This is a genomic window from Streptomyces sp. NPDC088732 (assembly GCF_044751205.1).
Lineage (GTDB): Bacteria > Actinomycetota > Actinomycetes > Streptomycetales > Streptomycetaceae > Actinacidiphila.
In genome coordinates, this window is the sequence record NZ_JBIVLI010000018.1 from 158299 (window position 1) to 175343 (window position 17045).

Here is a 17045-nt window from a genome sequence, read left to right on the forward strand (position 1 = left end):
GCCGTGAACCGACGCATGTCAAACCCTCCAAAAGCTCAGGACCACTGCGGTGCCGGCAACACCTCGACCGGCCGGCCGGGGACTGCGCTGTCCCCGCTCGCGGGCTACTCCCGCGACTGGCATACGCCTGGCACATCCCCGTTCCGCTCCCGTCCGTTCCGGACGGCGACGGGCCCTTTCACCTGGCGTCACAAATAGCGAACAGCGAGTTTACCTGCTGTTAATCCGCACGGCTCGCCGAAACGGGCGCCAAGTGGCTGGTCTCACAACCGGCCGTCAGCCGGCGACACTCGGTCAACCCCTCCTTTCCGCAGGCGACACGACGGTCCCGACGCCGTTCACCCGTCCTTCCCCGGCGGTTGGGCCGGGGCCCGCGATCCGCCCGTAGCGTCCGGGCGACGCTGCCCAACGGCCGAGAGCGGGATCACCATGTGCGACACACACCACAGACCGGACGGACCTCAGCTCGGCGCGAGCCGCCGTTCCGTCCTCGTCGGCGCGGGGCTGGCGGGCCCCGCGACGGCCGGCACGAGCCACGGCGGCTCTTGGCGCCCCGACACCGACGACGCGCGCTTCACGCTGGTCGTGATGCCGGACACGCAGTACCTCTTCGACGGCGAGAGCATCCACCCGGCCCCCGTCGAGGCGTCGTTCCGGTACCTACTGGACCACGGCAAGGACGAGAACATCGTCTTCATGGCGCATCTGGGTGATGTCACCCAGAACGGCCAGGCCGGTGAATTCGCCGCCGTCGGCGACGCGTTCCGCATCCTGGACCGCAAGGGCGTGCCCTACAGCGTCGTCGCGGGCAACCACGACATCAACTCCTCCACCGACGACCAGCGGGGCGACTCCCCCTACCTGGACGTCTTCGGCCCGGACCGCTACCGCGACGCGCCCACGTTCGGCGGCGCCAGCCCGGACGGCTACAACCACTACCACCTGTTCCGCGCGGGCGGCCGCGAGTGGATGGTGCTCTCCCTGGACTGGCGGCCCTCGCCGGGCGGCATCGCCTGGGCGAAGGACGTCGTCGCGCGGCACCCCGGCACGCCGGTGGTCCTCACGACCCACGAGGTCGTGTACGCGAACACCTACGGCGACGAGGCGCAGCTGTCCGACCACGGCCAGGAGCTGTGGGACGAGCTGATCAACGACACGGACCAGATCTTCCTCACCCTGAACGGGCACTTCTGGCCGCCCGCCCGGACCACCCGCACCAACGCCGCGGGCAATGCCACCCACCTGCACATCACGAACTACCAGAACCGCTACTACGGCGGCGCCGCGATGATCCGGCTCTACCGCTTCGACCTGGCGCGCAACACCATCGACGTCGAGACCGTCTCCCCCTGGATCCTCGGCCGGGCCGGCGAGGGCCTGAACGCACTGGAGCGCGAGGAGGTCGAGCTGACGGGCCCGCAGGACCGCTTCGCCGTCGACATCGACTTCGCCGAGCGCTTCGCGGGCTTCGCCCCGGTCGCCGCGCGCCCGTCGCGTCCGGCCTCGCGGATGCTGATCCCCGGCACGGTCGCGTACTGGCGCTTCGACGCCTCCCACGACACCGACCGGGTGCGCGACCTGACGGGCCGCGGCAACGACCTCACCAAGGTCGTCGCGCCCGGCTCCGACCCGGCGACCGCCCTGACCTGGTCCGCCGAGCACCACCCCGACCAGCCCGGTCACGCCAGCCTGTACTTCGCCGGCGACAAGAGCCCGCTGCGCGGCGCCCACCTGACCACCGGCGACCACGCCCCGCTCAACTCGGCGACGTTCCGCTCCGGTTACACCTTCGAGGCGTTCTTCAAGCTCCCCGCCGACTGGGACGAGGGCCGCAACGCCTGGGCCGCCCTGCTCAGCCGCTGGGGGCTCAGCCGCGAGGCCGGCAAGACCGCGGGCGACCCCGACGAGCCGGTCGTGACGCTCAGCCTGTCCGGCGGGCGCGAGCTCCAGTGGTGCGTCTACCCGCTGAACACCGCCGGCTCGGTCACCAACTGGGGCCACGAGCTGCCGCTGGACACCTGGTGGCACGTCGCCGTCGTCAACGACGGCCGCCACACCACCATGTACGTCGACGGCTGCCCCGTCGCCCGCAACCCCTCCACCCGCGCCTCCGGCCTCACCGCCCTGGGCCTGCCCTGGATGCTCGGCGGCTACGAGTACGGGGGCAAGCTCGACCAGCTCCTGCACGGCTGGATCGGCGATGTCCGCATCAACGAACGCGCCCTGGAGCCCGGTGAGTTCATGAACGCGCGGTAGCCGCTCGGCCGCCCCTGAGCCCGTCCCCGCCCGCACAGGGCGGGGGCGGGCCGGGTGAACGCCGCGGGCGCGGTCTGCGTATCCCCTCGCGTAGCGGGTGCCGCACAAAAGCTGCCCGAGATCGTCACGAGGGTGAGGACCGGCCGATGAACAGTCAGAGCAACGTCTCCTTCCAGGCACTTCAGGCACTTCCCGACGGCGAGGCGGAACTGCCCCTGGTCGTCCACCTCCGCTGGGAGGACCTGGCGGCACTGGGCCGCGAGGCGAGCCGGCTGGCGGTGCGGCTGCAGCGCCCGGTGAGTCTGGACGAGGCGGCGGGGCACCATCTGCGGACCCGGTTCGGGGTGACGCACGCGCCGGAGAAGGACGAGCAGTCCAAGGCCGACGCCACCCGCGCTGTCACGGCACCGGCCGCCGCCGTGCCGACCACCGCGGCGCCGATGGCGATCACCCCGGGCACGGCGCAGCACTCCTCGGGGGCGCACGCGGCGCCCCCTGTCGTGACCGGGACCGGCACCGGTACGGGTCCGGGGGCGGCCCCGGCGGCGCACCAGCCCGACCACGCCGGACGGGTCGGCCCGCTCGGCGGCCGCAACATGGTCGTGCAGCCCGGTGGTTCCGCCGGCTGACCTCAGCGGGCGGCCGCGGCGGCCCTGGCCTCCTCCGCCCACCGCCCGAGCGCGGCACGGCAGCTGCGCAGGTGGTCGGCGCCGTAGCCGCGCGGACCGCACTCGACGACGATGATCAGGCCGAGGTAGAGGCGGTAGAGCGCCAGCCGCTGCCGCATGCCGGGCCCGAAGTCCAGGTGCCCGCCGGCCTCGCGGTAGCCGGCGACGAGATCGCTGTCCGGGCCGGTGTCGCCGCCGAGGCCGAGGGAGACCAGTTCGGCCGCCGGGTCGCCGAAGAAGGCGCGTTCGTGGTCGATGAGGCCGGTGACGGCGGTGCCGTCGCCGGAGACGAAGACATTGCCGGGCCACAGGTCGAAGTGGACCAGCCGCGGCCGGTCGACCCGGGCGAGCGCCGACGCGCCGGCGGCGACCAGCTCCCGTATCTCCCCGGCCGGCACCCCGAGCGGGGAGTGCCATCGCGCGGCGTCCTCCAGCATCGCCTCGACCATCGCGGCGAAGGCGGACGGCCAGTCCGCCGCCGACAGCCCGGCCTCGGGGGCGGGGTAGCCGTAGCGGCCGTCCTGCGAGGTCAGGGTGTGCAGCCGCGCCGCGATCCGGCCGAGTTCGCGGCGCAGTGCGGCCTGCCGCCCGGGTGGCAGGCGGTCGGCGGCCTTGTCCCAGGGCGTTCCGGGCAGGACGGACAGCGCCATGAAGTCCGGCCCCGCGTGGAGCAGTTCGGGCAGCGGAACGCCGTCGAGGGCGGCGGCCCGGCGGTGCACCATGATCTCCGTCGCCATGATGCCGCGCTCGTAGCGCAGTACGGCGGCCTCCGGCGGGGGCGCGACCTTCACCACGGCGGGGCGTCCGTCGTCGAGCCGCACGCGGTAGGCGGCGTTGAACCAGCCGTCCGTCAGCTCGGCCTCGACGCGGCAGCCGGTCCCGGCCGACGCGCGCAGCAGGGCGGAGAGCTGATCGGACGTCAGAGTGCGCTTGGTGAGGCTCCGCATGACCCGCATCGTAGGAGAGCGCTCCCACATCCGTCCGGCCCTGCCGCCGTGAAAGGATCGCGGGCATGCGCGACCAGACGATCGGTGAGTTCCTGGAGGAGTTGTCCGCCCGGGTGCCGGCGCCGGGCGGGGGCGCCTCAGCGGCCCTGCACGCGGCCCAGGGCGCATCCCTCGTGGCGATGGTCGCCCGCTACACCACGGGCGAGCGGTACGCCGCGCACGCCGCCGCCGTCGGGCGGATCGCCGCGGCCGCCGACGAACTGCGCGAGACCGCCCTGCGCCTGGGCGCCGAGGACGCCACCGCCTTCACCGCCGTCACCGACGCCTACCGGCTGCCCAAGGGCACCGACGAGGAGAAGACGGCCCGCTCGGCCGCCGTCGCCGCCGCCCTGGAGGGCGCGGCCCGCCCGCCGGCCGAGGTCGTCGGCGTCGCGGAGCGCGTGGTCGCGCTCGCCGAGGAACTGCTGCCGATCTGCAACCGCAACGTCCTGTCGGACGTCGCCGCCGCCACGGAGGCGGCCCGCGCCGCCGCCGGAACCGCGCGGGTCAACATCGAGATCAACCTCGGCGGCATCAAGGACGGCACCGTCCGGGCCGGATTCTCCGCGACCGCCGGCGCCGCCGGCCCGCTCATGGACCGTGCCGACCGCGTGACCGCCGCCGTACGCCGGGAGATCGCGCGATGAGCCCCGCACGCACCCTGTCGGGCAGGGAACTCGCCGCCGCCCTGCGGGAGGAGACCACCGCCCGCGCCGCCGCGCTGACGGCGGCGGGACGGCCGCCCCGGCTCGCGGTCGTCGTCGCCACCGCCGACGAGTCCAGCGCCTGGTACGTGCGCTCCATCGCGCGCGCCGCCGCCGCGTCCGGCATCGTCTGCGACATCCACGACCTGGGCCCGGAGGCGACCGCGGCCGCCCTGCGCGCCGAACTCACCCGGCTCGGCGAGGACATCGCCGTCCACGGCGTCATCCTGCAGACCCCGCTGCCGGCGGGCGCCGCTCTGGAAGACCTGGCGTCGGCCGTTCCGCCCGGCAAGGACGTCGACGGCGCCAACCCGGTCAGCCTCGGCCGGCTCGCCGCGCGGCTGCCCGCGTTCGCCCCGGCGACGGCGGAGGCGGTCGTGGCGCTCCTGGAGCACCACGGGATCGAGTTGTCCGGCCGGCACGTCGCCGTCGTCGGCCGCTCCACGGTGGTCGGCAAGCCCGCGGCGCTCCTGCTGCTCGACCGGGACGCCACGGTGACCGTCTGCCACTCCCGCACCCCCGACCTGGCCGCCGTGACCGCCGGCGCGGACGTCGTCGTCGCGGCGGCCGGCCGCCCCGGACTGATCTCGGCCGCGCATGTGCGTCCCGGGGCCGTCGTGATCGACGTCGGGACCAACCCCACCCCCGAGGGCGGTCTCGTCGGCGACGTGGACGCCGCCTCGGTCATGCCGCACGCGGGCGCGCTCACCCCGGTCCCCGGCGGTGTGGGCCCGGTGACCACCGCGCTCCTGCTCCAGCACGTGGTGCGGGCGGCGGACTGACGTCCTCCCCCTGGAGGGGAGGGTGCCCGTCCTCCGTGCGCTCGGCACGTCGTCCTGCCCTGCGCCGGCGACGCGCCCACCCCGGAGGTGGAGGCCGCCGCCTCACTGCTCCGCAGGCACGCGCGGCGTCCTCAACGCCCTGCTGGTGCTGCCGGCCGGGCCCCGGCGGCCCGCGGCACCGCGCTCTGTCCAAAGCCCGCCGCACCGCACATGGACCCGGTGGCGCGCGGGGGCGTCGAGGCGTTCTACGTACGGGAGTTCACGCCGACGGCACCGCGGCGCCTCCCCGGGGTGCCCGGGGCCGCGGTGGAGCCGGTCCGCAGGACCTCCCGTACGGGGGCGCGCGGCTACACCCGTCACGCCGGGTGGCACAAGCCCTACGCACTTGCTCTGTTCCCGGACTACTTTCGTATGGCAATCTCATCTACACGTCGTACGCTCAGGCCCCACCGGCCTCGTGCGCCCCTTTCCGCCCTCCCTTGCGTTCCCCCGGCTGTTGTCCCGCTGTTTCACAGGACCGACGAAGAGAAGACCGCTGTGGCGCCCCTGCCCCTCACTCTCGCGGCTCGTCTGCTGCCCACCGCCGTACTCGCCATCGTCGGCTGGACGATGGCCTCGTCCCAGCACGACGCCGCGAGCCCGTCGGCCGCCGGCGGTTCCCCGTCACGGCCGTCGGCGCCTTCCGGCGGTTCCGGCTCCTCGAACGGCTCCGGCCCCTCCGGCGCAGCGGAGTCCCCCGGCAGCTCCGGGGCCCCGGCGATCACGTACACCAAACCGCCCGCGCCCTGCACGGCGATGACGGCGGCCACGATCAAGAAGCTGGTGCCGGAGGCCAAGACGGCGGGCAAGTCGCTCGCCCTCACCGACCCTTCGCACCGCACGGGCTGCTCCTGGAACGCGCTCAAGGGCTTCGACTACCGCTGGCTGGACGTGACCTTCGAGGTCGCCTCGAGCGGCAACGGGCAGAGCGCCGAGAAGGCGGCGCAGGCCTCGTACGACCGCTCGAAGAAGCCGAACACCGCAGCGGGCATCGGCGACGAGGCGTCCATGTCCATCCAGGTGACCACGGAGGACGGGCAGCAGACGCGCGAGGCCGTCGTGGTCTTCCGCAAGGACAACGCGGTCGTGACCGTCACCTACAACGGCAGCGACTTCGAGTCCAAGAAGGCGCCCGGCGTCTCCGAGGTGCGCGACGGCGCGCTGGCCGCGGCCAAGGACGCCCTCGCCGGACTCGCCAAGGCGTCGACCTCCGCCACCGGCGACCAGAGCGCCTGACCCCGCCGCCCCACCTGCCGCGCCCCGCCGGTCCCGCGCGGGTGGTTCGGGCGGCCCACCACCGTGCGCTCCCCCAGCGGCGGCCCGCCTATGCTCCCCTCATGGCCAGGCAGCGCAGCCGCGTACCGGCGAGAGCGAAAGGCAGCACGACATGAGCCCCCGTACCGCAGTCGTCACCGGAGCGAGCAGCGGCATCGGCGCCGCCACCGCCCGCCGGCTCGCCGAAGCCGGCTACCACGTCGTGCTCACCGCCCGCCGCGCCGACCGGCTCGACGCCCTCGCCAAGGAGCTCACCGCGGCCGGCCACTCCGCCGCCGCCGTCGCCCTCGACGTCACCGACCGCGCCGCGGTCGACGCGCTCGCCGGGTCCCTGGACCGCTGCGACGTGCTCTTCGCCAACGCCGGGGGCGCGCTCGGCGCCGACCCCGTCGCGACCGCCGATCCCGAGGAGTGGCGGACGATGTACGAGGTGAACGTGCTGGGTGTGCTCCACACCGTGCAGGCGCTGCTGCCGAAGCTCGTCGCCTCCGGTGACGGCACCGTGGTGATCCTGTCGTCCACCGCGGCCCTCACGCCCTACGAGGGCGGCGGTGGCTACGTCGCCGCCAAGCACGGCACGCACGCCCTCGCCGGCACCCTGCGCCTGGAACTGCTCGGGCAGCCCGTCCGGGTCGTGGAGATCGCGCCCGGCATGGTGAAGTCGGAGGGCTTCGCCCTCACCCGCTTCCACGGTGACGAGGAGAAGGCCGCCGCGGTCTACGCGGGCGTCGCCGAGCCCCTCACCTCCGACGACATCGCCGACGCCGTCACCTGGGCCGTCACCCGCCCCGCCCATGTGAACGTCGACCTCATGGTCGTCCGCCCCCGCGCCCAGGCCGCCCAGCACCGGGTGCACCGCGAGCCGTGACCCGGGCCGGACACGGCCGTCCCCCGGACCGGCGGCGCCGGCCCGGGGGCACGCGCGTCATCCCTTGACGCAGACGACCTGCTTGAGCTTCGCGACGACCTCCACGAGATCCCGCTGCTGCTCGATGACCTTCTCGATCGGCTTGTAGGCGCCGGGGATCTCGTCCACGACACCCGAGTCCTTGCGGCACTCGACGCCTCTGGTCTGCTCCTCCAGGTCCCGCGTGGAGAACCGCTTCTTCGCCGCGTTGCGGCTCATCTTGCGGCCCGCGCCGTGCGAGGCGGAGTTGAAGGCGTCGGGGTTGCCGAGGCCGCGGACGATGTACGAACCGGTGCCCATGGAACCGGGGATGATCCCGTAGTCGCCGCTGCCGGCCCTGATCGCGCCCTTGCGGGTGACGAGCAGGTCCATGCCCTCGTACCGCTCCTCCGCCACGTAGTTGTGGTGGCAGGAGATGACCTGGTCGAAAGTGACCTTGGCCTTCCGGAACTCGCGCCGCAGCACCTCCTGGAACAGGGCCATCATGATCGCGCGGTTGCGCTTCGCGTAGTCCTGCGCCCAGAACAGGTCGCGCCGGTACGCCGCCATCTGCGGGGTGTCCGCGATGAAGACGGCCAGGTCGCGGTCGATCAGGCCCTGGTTGTGCGGCAGCTTCTGGGCCTCGCCGATGTGGTGCTCGGCGAGTTCCTTGCCGATGTTGCGCGAACCCGAGTGCAGCATCAGCCAGACCGAGCCCTCCTCGTCGAGGCAGACCTCGATGAAGTGGTTGCCCGACCCGAGGGTGCCCATCTGCTTCACCGCGCGCTCCTGCCGGAACCTGACCGGCTCGGCGAGGTCGTCGAAGCCGTCCCAGAATCCGTCCCAGCCGCTCGCCGGCAGGCCGTACAGGCGGCCCGGGTCGACCGCCTCGTCGTGCATGCCCCGGCCCACCGGGATGGCCTGCTCGATCTTGGAGCGCAGCCGCGACAGGTCGCCGGGCAGGTCGTTGGCCGTCAGAGAGGTCTTGACGGCGCTCATGCCGCAGCCGATGTCGACACCGACCGCGGCGGGGCAGACCGCGCCGTGCATGGCGATGACGGAGCCGACCGTGGCGCCCTTGCCGTAGTGGACGTCGGGCATGACCGCGAGGCCCTTGATCCACGGGAGCGAGGAGACGTTGCGCAGTTGCTGCATCGCGACGCCCTCGACCGCGGCCGGGTCGGTCCACATGCGGATCGGCACCCGGACGCCGGGGACCTCGGTGTAGGTGGATGTGGACATCTGCGTTTCCCCCAGGGGTGGTTCATGGAACGGTTCAACCAATAAAGCACTCAAAAATGAATAAAAGCCATGCATCAATAAAAAACGACATCAGGGAGGAAGTCATCCATACAGCCCCCGGGCCCGGCGACGGCCGCGGCCGGTGCGGTAGACATTGTGTCTACCCGGTGTCATCGCCCGCCAAGGGATTTACGTGAGCGCCGGGCCACCGCCGGAGGAAGGGGCCACCTCAGTGCAGCCATCGGGAGACCGCGCCAACCGGGTCCGGGCACTGCTGAGCGGGACGTGCGCCGTGGCACTGGCCGCCGCGGCGCTGGCCGGCTGCAGCGGCTCCGGCGACGCGGGGAGCGGCACGGCCGCCGCCGACGCGGCCAACGGCGCCCAGACCGTCGCGGCGGCCCCGCCCGGCAAGTACCGCGTGCTGCCCGAGCCGTGCGGCTCGGTCTCCGCCGCGACCATCGCGTCGCTCGTGCCGAACGCGGGCGACGCCGCGGGCGAGGCGAGCGTGACGTTCGACACGGACCGCAAGGTCGGCTGCAAGTGGATGGGCCGGACCGCCCTCGGCAACCGGTACCTCCAGATCGACCTGGAGCGCGTGGTGTCGTACGACCCCGCGGTCAGCGACGACGACCAGGCAGCGACCGACTACCGCACCCGCGCCGCGGAGGCCGACGTCCCCCTGGTGCCCACCGGCGGCCAGGCGGGCGCGGCCACGCCCCCCGGCGCCCCCGACCCCTCGACGAGCCCCAGCTCGACGGGGGTTTCCGCACCGCCGAGCGGCAGCCCCTCAGGCGCCCCGGCGGACTTCGCGCCGCGCGTCCTGGACGGCCCCGGTGACGCCGCCTTCCTCGACGACGCACTGGTGACCCGGGACTCCGGCCTGCACCGCGACGTGACCGTCGTCTTCCGCATCGCCAACGTCCTCGTCACCGTCGCCCTCTCCCAGTGGTCGATGGACAAGTCGGTCGAACCGCCCAGTCCCGACCTCCAGGCCGGCGCCCGCCAGGTCGCCGCGGAACTGGCAGATCAACTGGACGAATGAGGCGATCCGCGTAGTCTGGCCATTTGCGCCATGCCAGGACACGCGAAGAAGTGAGCGAAGGACACATGCACCGATCAGCCCCACGCCTCGCCCGTCTGCTCGCCTGCGCCGCCGTGCCGGTGACCCTCGCCACCGCCTGCTCCTCCGGCTCGGACGCGCCGAAGGCACAGGCCGGCGCGGAGCGGACGGCGTCCGCCGCGTCCCCCTCGGGATCGCCCGCGGCCTCCGCCTCACCGGCCGTCGCCCCGGCGAAGTACGCGCAACTGCCCGTCGCCTGCGAGGCCGTCGGCGCCAGGACCGTCGCGTCCCTCGTCCCGAAGGCGAAGAAGCGCTCGGGCACGCCCGTCACCTCGGGCTCCGCCGACGAGCGCGGCGGCTGCTCCTGGAACGGCCTCAACGGCTACCAGTACCGCTGGCTGGACGTGTCCCTCCAGCGCTACGACGCCGTGGCCGGGCTCGGCTCCGCCGAGGAGCAGGCCGTACGGCGCTACAACGAGCTGGTCGCGCAGGCGAAGGCCGCCAAGGGCGCCACGAGCGAGACCGTCACGGCCGCCGGGACGTGGGACGCGGGCACCGCGGTCACCTCCAGGACCACGAAGGACAAGGAGGAGTACCGGGACGTCACGGTCGTCGCCCGCTCCGGGAACGCCGTCGTCGCGCTCACCTACAACGGCGCCGGCCTGGAGGACGCCAAGACCCCGCCGGCCGACGAACTGCGCAAGAACGCCTTGAAGGCGGCCAGGGAAGCCGCCGCTTCCGTCGCGGCGGCGAACGCGTAACAACTCCCCCGTCGCCGTACCGATTCACCACGTTTGTACGACAAGCCCATTGACCCGTGTGGCAGGCTGGGCAGGCCAGTTTCCGAGCCTTGGAGGGTCGCGGGTGTCCGCGATACGCATGAACCGGACGCAACGCATCCTGGTCGGTGTGGTGGTCGCCGGAGCGGTGGTCATCGCAGCGATCGGCTTCGCGGGCTCGTACGCGGCGGTGCGCGAACTCGCGCTCGCCAAGGGATTCGGCTGGTTCGCCAACGTCTTCCCGGTCGGTGTCGACGCGGGAATCGTGGTCCTGCTCGCGCTGGACCTGCTGCTGACCTGGCTGCGCATCCCCTTCCCGCTGCTGCGCCAGACCGCGTGGCTGCTGACGGCGGCGACGATCGCCTTCAACGGCGCGGCGGCCTGGCCGGACCCGCTGGGCGTCGGGATGCACGGCATCATCCCGATCCTCTTCGTGGTCTCGGTGGAGGCGGCCCGGCACGCGATCGGCCGGATCGCCGACATCACGGCCGACAAGCACATGGAGTCGGTGCGCCTGGCCCGCTGGCTGCTGGCGCCGCTGCCGACCTTCCGCCTGTGGCGCCGTATGAAGCTGTGGGAGCTGCGCAGCTACGACGAGGTCATCCGGCTGGAACAGGAACGTCTCGTCTACCAGGCCCGGCTGCGCGCGCGCTACGGCCGCGCCTGGCGCCGCAAGGCCCCGGTGGAGTCGCTGATGCCGCTGCGGCTCGCCCGCTTCGGCGTCCCGCTCACCGAGACCGGGCCCGTCGGCCTCGCGGCGGCCGGCATCGAGGTGCCGTCGGCGCCGGCGCCCGCCGCGCTGCCCGCCCCGGAACCGGCCGGTCTCACCGCGGCAGGAACCGAGCAGCTGTGGCCCGCGCAAGCAGCGGCTCCTGCCGTCGTACCGCAGCATCACGAGTCCGGGCTCGCTCGGGCCACGACGCCCGCCCAGGCACCGACGCCGGCGAATGCGGGGGAACAGCCGAACCAGTGGTTCGCCGCTCCTGAGCCCGTGCCCTACCGGGGCGGCTACGACCCGCACAGCGAGCCTTACGCATATGCGCCGCCACAGCAGCAGGCCTTCGCCAACGGACGGCCGCAGCAGGCCCCGGTACCGCAGCCCCGCGCTCCCGAGCCTGCTCCGGAGCAGCTGCCCGTACCGGTCCAGGAGCAGGCGCCGGAGCCGTCCCTGCAGGTGCCGAACGGCGCGGGTGGGACGCGTCCCCTCGGCGAGGGCATAGCGGACGCGATGCCCTCGGACGAGGACCTGTACCGGGTGTTCCGGCAGTCGATAGAGGGCGAGGGCATGCCCACACCCGGCGCTTTCGCCGCGAACATCCTGGCTGCGTACGGGGTGAGCTACTCGGCTCGCGAGCTGAGCGGCTACCACGACCAGTTCGCGGCCCGTCTCAACAGTCAGATGATGGAAGACCACATCGCGTAGGGCCGACAGAGGCCGGACTGTTCGGCGCCCGATGACGGGTGTGCAGCGCCAGGTTCCGTGATGAGCCCTGGCGCATCATGTGCCGGCAGGCCTCACGGCGCGGACCCCGTGGTCCACACGGTTCCATACGCCGGACGTGCCGAACGCGCGCTCGCCCGGGCACATGGGGAGGCCCCTTTTCCGGCGGGCGGACGAGCGTGCGCCGGGCGGGCAATGCCCGCCCCCCGTACGACCGTAGGGCCCGCCGCGTGGCGCATCACCTGGTCACCGCGGCCGGGGCCGGGGGCAGCGCGGCGACGACGTCCGCCGCCGACAGCAGCCGCACCCGCGACGCGTCGAGCCCCGCCGGGTGCAGCGCGAACACCTCGCCGCCCTCGGGAAGTTCGAGGTCCCCGCGGATCAGCCAGGCCAGCCGAGCCCGCCCGAGTGCCTCGGGCACCTCGACGTCGCCGTCCGCGTCGGGCGACCCGATCCGGGCCGCGAAGCCGGCCACCGCCTCCCCGGCGCGGCGCCGGTACGCCGTCACCGAGCCGTCCGTGTGCCGCAGCAGCACCGTCGCGGCGCGGGCGGCCGCCTGCCACACGGCCAGTTCGCCCAGGCCCACGCGGGCGCCGGAGGCGAACTGGGCGGTCAGGGCCTTGCCGAGCAGGCCGAGGTCGTCCCCGTGCCGCGCGACCGAGTGGTGCGTGCCGGTGACGCCCTTCGTCACGTCCAGCCAGCGCATCGTGCGGTTCACCACGTCGACGACCAGCGGCACGCTCGCCCGGGCCCGGCCGGTCAGGTCGTAGCGCTGCTCCACGGCGCGGGCGTCGAAGACCGGCCCCCGGTTCCCGGGCAGCTCGCGGACCATGAGCCCGGCGAACGCCTCGGCCAGGGCCTCGAACGGGACGCTGTTGAACGAGAAGACCACCGCGACCACATGGCGGACCCCGGCGGCCGCGAGCGCGTCCAGGTCGAGGTCCACGAACTCCGCCGCGCCCCGCGGCGCCGGGGCGCTGGTCAGGTCGCCCGAGTGCACGGCGGCGTCCGCCCCGAACCGCAGGCGCGTGTAGTCGCAGTGGCCGACCGCGTTCCACTCGGCGTCGAACAGCGCCGTGGACAGGTCCAGGTCGGTCCGGCCGGACTCCTCGCTCTCCATCCAGTGCAGGAACAGCCGCAGGGTCCGCCCGTCCGGGACGGGCAGTTCGCTGCCGCGCGGCAGCGTGACCAGGGCGCGCGAGGCCGTGCGCTCGGTGAACGGCGCGATCACGCCGTCCAGGCCCGTGTCCACGACGGCGACGTCGGCGGCCTCCCCCTGCGCCGCCCTCCGCAGCACCTCGGCCTCCAGCACGGCGACGGCCCGCGCGACGACGTCGGCCCCGATGGGCAGCCGGTCGTCCTCCACCAAGTGCGCCTTGGCAGTGCCGCCCTTGGGGAAGAACACGCGGGTGGGGACCGCGCGGAGACGGCTGCGCAGCTCGCCGAGCGCGGACAGCAGCACGGCGGGCGACACCCGCGTCACCGCGGGCTCCAGCGCGGACAGGACGGTGTCGGCGTCCTCGGCGACCGACAGCCGCAGCAGGTGGTCGAGTCGGCGCACGAACTCGCCCGGCCTCTGCGCCAGCAGGACGACAGCGGCCGGCACGTCCGTGGCGTGCAGCGCGGCCTCGACCCGGCCCGCCCAGCCGCGCACCCGGACCGTGGTCCCGGTGGCGTCGATCCGCGTGTCCGCGCCGGCCGCCGTCCGCAGGGTCGCGGTGAGCGCGTCGCCGTCGGCGAGCCGGGTGTCGCGCAGCGCCGCGACGGCCAGTGCCGCCCGGGGGAAGCGGTCCGCGTACTCGAAGGGGTGCAGCAGTTCGGCGACCCGCAGCCACGCGTGCCGGTGCCGGCGCATGTCCTGCACGGCGAGGTCGGGGGCCAGGCCCTCCAGCACGCCGAGCAGGGCGCGCCGCAGCGGCCGGGGCACCGAGACGAAGCGCGGCAGGTCGACCAGGCCGGGGTCGCCGCCGGAGCGCACGGCGAGCAGCCGCAGGATGTCGGTCGCCGTGTCGATGCGGGCGGTCGCGGCCGGGACCGTCGTCCCGTGGGCGGCGGCGTCCGCCAGCAACCAGGCCAGGACGCGGGCCTTGGTCTCGCGGCCGGGGATGTGCTCGGGCAGCCAGGAGACGTCCGCCCGGTCGCGGGTCTCCAGCAGTGCCGCCAAATCGTCGGCGTCCTGCGGGCTCAGGGCGCCGGTCCTGGCGAGGAGCCCGTGGATCTCGCGCACCGCGTCCGCGTCCCGGGCGGCGAGGTCGCCGCCGTGGTGCAGGACGCGCAGCCGCTCGGGGAGGGCGCGGCGGCGGCCGCCGAAGCGGCGCGGCCGGCGCGGCCGCAGGAAGGGGTCGTCGGCGTCGATGCGGCGGTGGCAGACGGGGCACGCGGAGAAGTCCGCGCCGTCGAAGCAGCTCCGGCACACCAGGTGCGCGCAGGGCGAGACGGCGTGGACGGTGCCGTCCGTGCCGCACAGGACGCACGGCTGCTCCGGGTACTGGAAGAGCAGGGTCAGCACGCGATCGACGTAGAACGCGAACGTGTCGGCCGGTGTGCTGGTGGGGAAGTCGCGGAACAGCGGCACGTGCGGCCTGTCCGCGCCGAGCGCCTCGTCGATGTCGGCCAGCAGCGCGCGGCCCGCGGCGGCCAGCGCGGTCTCGCCGCGCCCGGCGAGCGCTTCGCGCAGCCCGGACGACATCAGGTAGCCGCGGTCCAGGAGGTCGGCCTCCAGCAGCGCCGCACCGGCGGCGCTGCCGAGCGACCCGCCCACCGGGGCGGAGGGCAGGTAGACGGCTCCGCGGCGGGCGAGCATGACGGCCGCGAGCGGACGCGGAACGGTCGTGGCGGGTGCGGTCGTGGTCGTGAACATCGCTGTTTCTCCCCCTGGTTGACCTCAGGGCGGGAAATGGGCGCGCTGAAATCCATCGCAAGAATGCGACTTAGCGGTGAGAAGGAAGCACGCCCGTGAGCCGCCCCGGGTCCGGTCCGGTCGCCGGACCGGTGACGCCGGTTGCGCGCGGGGCGGGAAGGGGGTGCACTCGATTCAGTGAGAGTGAAGAGAAGGAAGCACACCGGGAGCCGCCCCGCGCTCGACGACCATAACGCCCCGCGCGCCGCGGCGCGTTCGAATATTCGCCCCGGGACGCGCGACGGCGGCGGGTGGCACGGCCACCCGCCGCCGTCGTGCACGAGCCGGGGTCAGCTGCCCGCGAGCAGCTCCCGCACCCGGTCCTGGCCCACGGCCAGCAGCAGGGTGGGCAGCCGGGGGCCGGTGTCCCGGCCGACCAGCAGGTTGTAGAGCAGGGCGAAGAACGAGCGCTGGGCGGCCTTGAGTTCCGGCGTCGGCTTGGCGTCCGGCGCGAAGCCCGCCTGCGTCTTCGGCACTCCGTAGACCAAGGTGGTCAGCCCGTCCAGCGACCAGTGCTCGGGCAGCCCGTCCACCAGCAGCTTCAGCGCCTCGCGCTCCTCGCCGGACAGTGCCTCCAGGGCCGCCGCGTCGGGCTCGGTGCGGACCCGGGTACGGGCCTCCGGCTCGACGTGGGTGCTGACCCAGTGCTCGGCGCAGTCCAGGCGCGGCCGGGCGTCGTCCAGGGAGGCCAGCGGCCGCTCCTGGTCGAGGTCGCGCAGGATGCGCAGCGTCTGCTCCTCGTCGCCGGTCGTGATGTCCACGACCGAGGCGAGGGTGCGGAAGGACAGCTTGTGCGCGGTGGTCGGGAGCTCACCGCTCGACGTGCGCGCGGCCCGCGAGTGCACCGCGACGTCGACGGGTGCGGCCGTGCCCTCGGCGACCTTGCGCTCCAGCGCGTCCCACTCGTCGTAGGTGCGGGAGATCTCGTCGCCGAAGGAGATGTTGAACGCCTGGTTCGGCCGGCGGCGGGCGTACAGCCAGCGCAGCAGCTGCGGCTCCATGATCTGCAGGGCGTCGGCCGCGATCGGCACACCGCCCTTGGAGCTGGACATCTTGGCCATGCCGCTGATGCCCACGAACGCGTACATCGGGCCGATGGGCGGCTCGGCGCCGAAGATCTCGCGCACGAGCTGCTGGCCGACCATCCACGAGGAGCCGGGCGACTGGTGGTCCACGCCGGACGGCTCGAAGTCCACGCCCTTGAAGGCCCAGCGCATCGGCCAGTCGACCTTCCACACCAGCTTGCCGCGGTCGAACTCGCTCAGCCGGACCGTCTCGCGGTTGCCGCAGGCCTGGCAGTCGTAGGTGAGCTCGGTGGTGTCGTCGTCGTAGGCGACGACCGTGGTCGTGTCCTTGCCGCAGGCGGAGCAGTACGGCTTGTACGGGTAGTACTCGGGGGCCTGCTCCAGCGACGCTTCCTCGTCGTCCTGCTCCTCGCCGCCGGACTTCTTCTTCGTCCGGTAGCGGCCGAGCACCTCGTCGATCCGGCGCCGCTCGCGCATCGCGTGCAGGATCTGCTCGCGGTAGGTGCCGGAGGTGTACTCGACGGTCTGGCTGATCTCGGTGACCTCGACGCCGAGCGCGGCCAGCGCCTCGCGGAAGGGCGCCTTGAAGTGGTCGGACCAGCTCTCGTACGCACTGCCCTCGGGCGCCGGGACGGCGGTCAGGGGCTTGCCGATGTGCTCCGCGTACGAGGGATCGTAACCGGCCGGGACCTTGCGGTACCGGTCGAAGTCGTCCCACGACAGGATGTGCTCGCAGGGCACGCCGCGCCGCTTGATCTCGTCGGCGACCAGGTGCGGGACCATGATCTCGCGGAGGTTGCCCAGGTGGATCGGCCCGGACGGGCTGATCCCGGAAGCGACGGTGATTTTCTTGCCCGGAGCCCGCCGCCCGGCTTCCGCGATGACGTCGTCCGCGAAGCGGGCGACCCAGTCGGCCTCGGTGCTCTGAGCCACTGTCTCGACTTCCTTCCACCAGTGCAGCGGGTAGCTCGGTACCCGGCAATTGTCCCAGAGAAAAATGAGT

Annotated in this window: 13 protein-coding genes; 9 read left to right on the forward strand and 4 right to left on the reverse strand. The window is 73.5% G+C overall.

Features of this window, described 5'->3' with window-relative positions; genetic code table 11:
* Positions 1-429 precede the first annotated feature (429 nt).
* Positions 430-2256, forward strand: coding sequence for a LamG-like jellyroll fold domain-containing protein (locus tag ACIP9H_RS28790; protein WP_401961553.1), 1827 nt, complete (start codon positions 430-432; stop codon positions 2254-2256).
* A 146-nt stretch (positions 2257-2402) separates the two neighbouring features.
* Positions 2403-2885 carry a hypothetical protein gene (locus tag ACIP9H_RS28795; protein WP_401961556.1) on the forward strand — a complete coding sequence of 161 codons (483 nt, stop codon included), beginning with the start codon at positions 2403-2405 and terminating at the stop codon, positions 2883-2885.
* A 2-nt stretch (positions 2886-2887) separates the two neighbouring features.
* Here ACIP9H_RS28795 and ACIP9H_RS28800 read toward each other — a convergent pair whose 3' ends face one another.
* The gene (locus tag ACIP9H_RS28800) at positions 2888-3871 is read right to left on the reverse strand and encodes a phosphotransferase family protein (RefSeq protein WP_401597483.1); all 984 of its coding nucleotides are present in this window, start codon (positions 3869-3871) and stop codon (positions 2888-2890) included.
* A gap of 65 nt (positions 3872-3936) precedes the next feature.
* Between ACIP9H_RS28800 and ACIP9H_RS28805 the strand changes: the two genes are divergently transcribed.
* From ACIP9H_RS28805 to ACIP9H_RS28820, 4 genes are all read left to right on the forward strand, one after another.
* Complete coding sequence (locus ACIP9H_RS28805) at positions 3937-4557, forward strand: cyclodeaminase/cyclohydrolase family protein (protein ID WP_401961558.1); 621 nt, start codon at positions 3937-3939, stop codon at positions 4555-4557.
* Complete coding sequence (locus tag ACIP9H_RS28810) at positions 4554-5396, forward strand: bifunctional 5,10-methylenetetrahydrofolate dehydrogenase/5,10-methenyltetrahydrofolate cyclohydrolase (protein ID WP_401597488.1); 843 nt, start codon at positions 4554-4556, stop codon at positions 5394-5396. Before ACIP9H_RS28805 ends, ACIP9H_RS28810 begins: the two co-directional genes overlap by 4 nt.
* Before the next feature lie 537 nt (positions 5397-5933).
* Entirely contained in the window at positions 5934-6671 is a 738-nt protein-coding gene (locus ACIP9H_RS28815; protein WP_401961561.1) for a hypothetical protein, read from the forward strand.
* 151 nt (positions 6672-6822) lie between these two features.
* A complete protein-coding gene (locus ACIP9H_RS28820) occupies positions 6823-7578 on the forward strand; it encodes an SDR family NAD(P)-dependent oxidoreductase (RefSeq protein WP_401597493.1) in 756 nt (251 codons plus the stop codon).
* 57 nt (positions 7579-7635) lie between these two features.
* Here the strand turns inward: ACIP9H_RS28820 and ACIP9H_RS28825 are convergent, their stop codons facing one another.
* Positions 7636-8838 carry an RtcB family protein gene (locus ACIP9H_RS28825; RefSeq protein WP_401597495.1) on the reverse strand — a complete coding sequence of 401 codons (1203 nt, stop codon included), beginning with the start codon at positions 8836-8838 and terminating at the stop codon, positions 7636-7638.
* A 232-nt stretch (positions 8839-9070) separates the two neighbouring features.
* Here ACIP9H_RS28825 and ACIP9H_RS28830 point away from each other — a divergent pair, with 232 nt between their 5' ends.
* The 3 genes from ACIP9H_RS28830 (at position 9071) to ACIP9H_RS28840 (ending at position 12100) form a co-directional block, all read left to right on the forward strand.
* Positions 9071-9880 carry a hypothetical protein gene (locus tag ACIP9H_RS28830; protein ID WP_401597498.1) on the forward strand — a complete coding sequence of 270 codons (810 nt, stop codon included), beginning with the start codon at positions 9071-9073 and terminating at the stop codon, positions 9878-9880.
* 65 nt (positions 9881-9945) lie between these two features.
* Entirely contained in the window at positions 9946-10659 is a 714-nt protein-coding gene (locus tag ACIP9H_RS28835) for a DUF3558 domain-containing protein (RefSeq protein WP_401597501.1), read from the forward strand.
* 118 nt (positions 10660-10777) lie between these two features.
* The gene (locus tag ACIP9H_RS28840; RefSeq protein WP_401597503.1) at positions 10778-12100 is read left to right on the forward strand and encodes a DUF2637 domain-containing protein; all 1323 of its coding nucleotides are present in this window, start codon (positions 10778-10780) and stop codon (positions 12098-12100) included.
* 256 nt (positions 12101-12356) lie between these two features.
* On the opposite strand, the gene ACIP9H_RS28845 is transcribed toward ACIP9H_RS28840, so the two are convergent.
* Positions 12357-14978, reverse strand: a complete 2622-nt coding sequence (locus ACIP9H_RS28845; RefSeq protein ID WP_401597506.1) for an MXAN_6230/SCO0854 family RING domain-containing protein — start codon at positions 14976-14978, stop codon at positions 12357-12359.
* Between the two features lie 329 nt (positions 14979-15307).
* Entirely contained in the window at positions 15308-16975 is a 1668-nt protein-coding gene (gene lysS / locus ACIP9H_RS28850) for a lysine--tRNA ligase (RefSeq protein WP_401597509.1), read from the reverse strand.
* Positions 16976-17045: the final 70 nt, after the last annotated feature.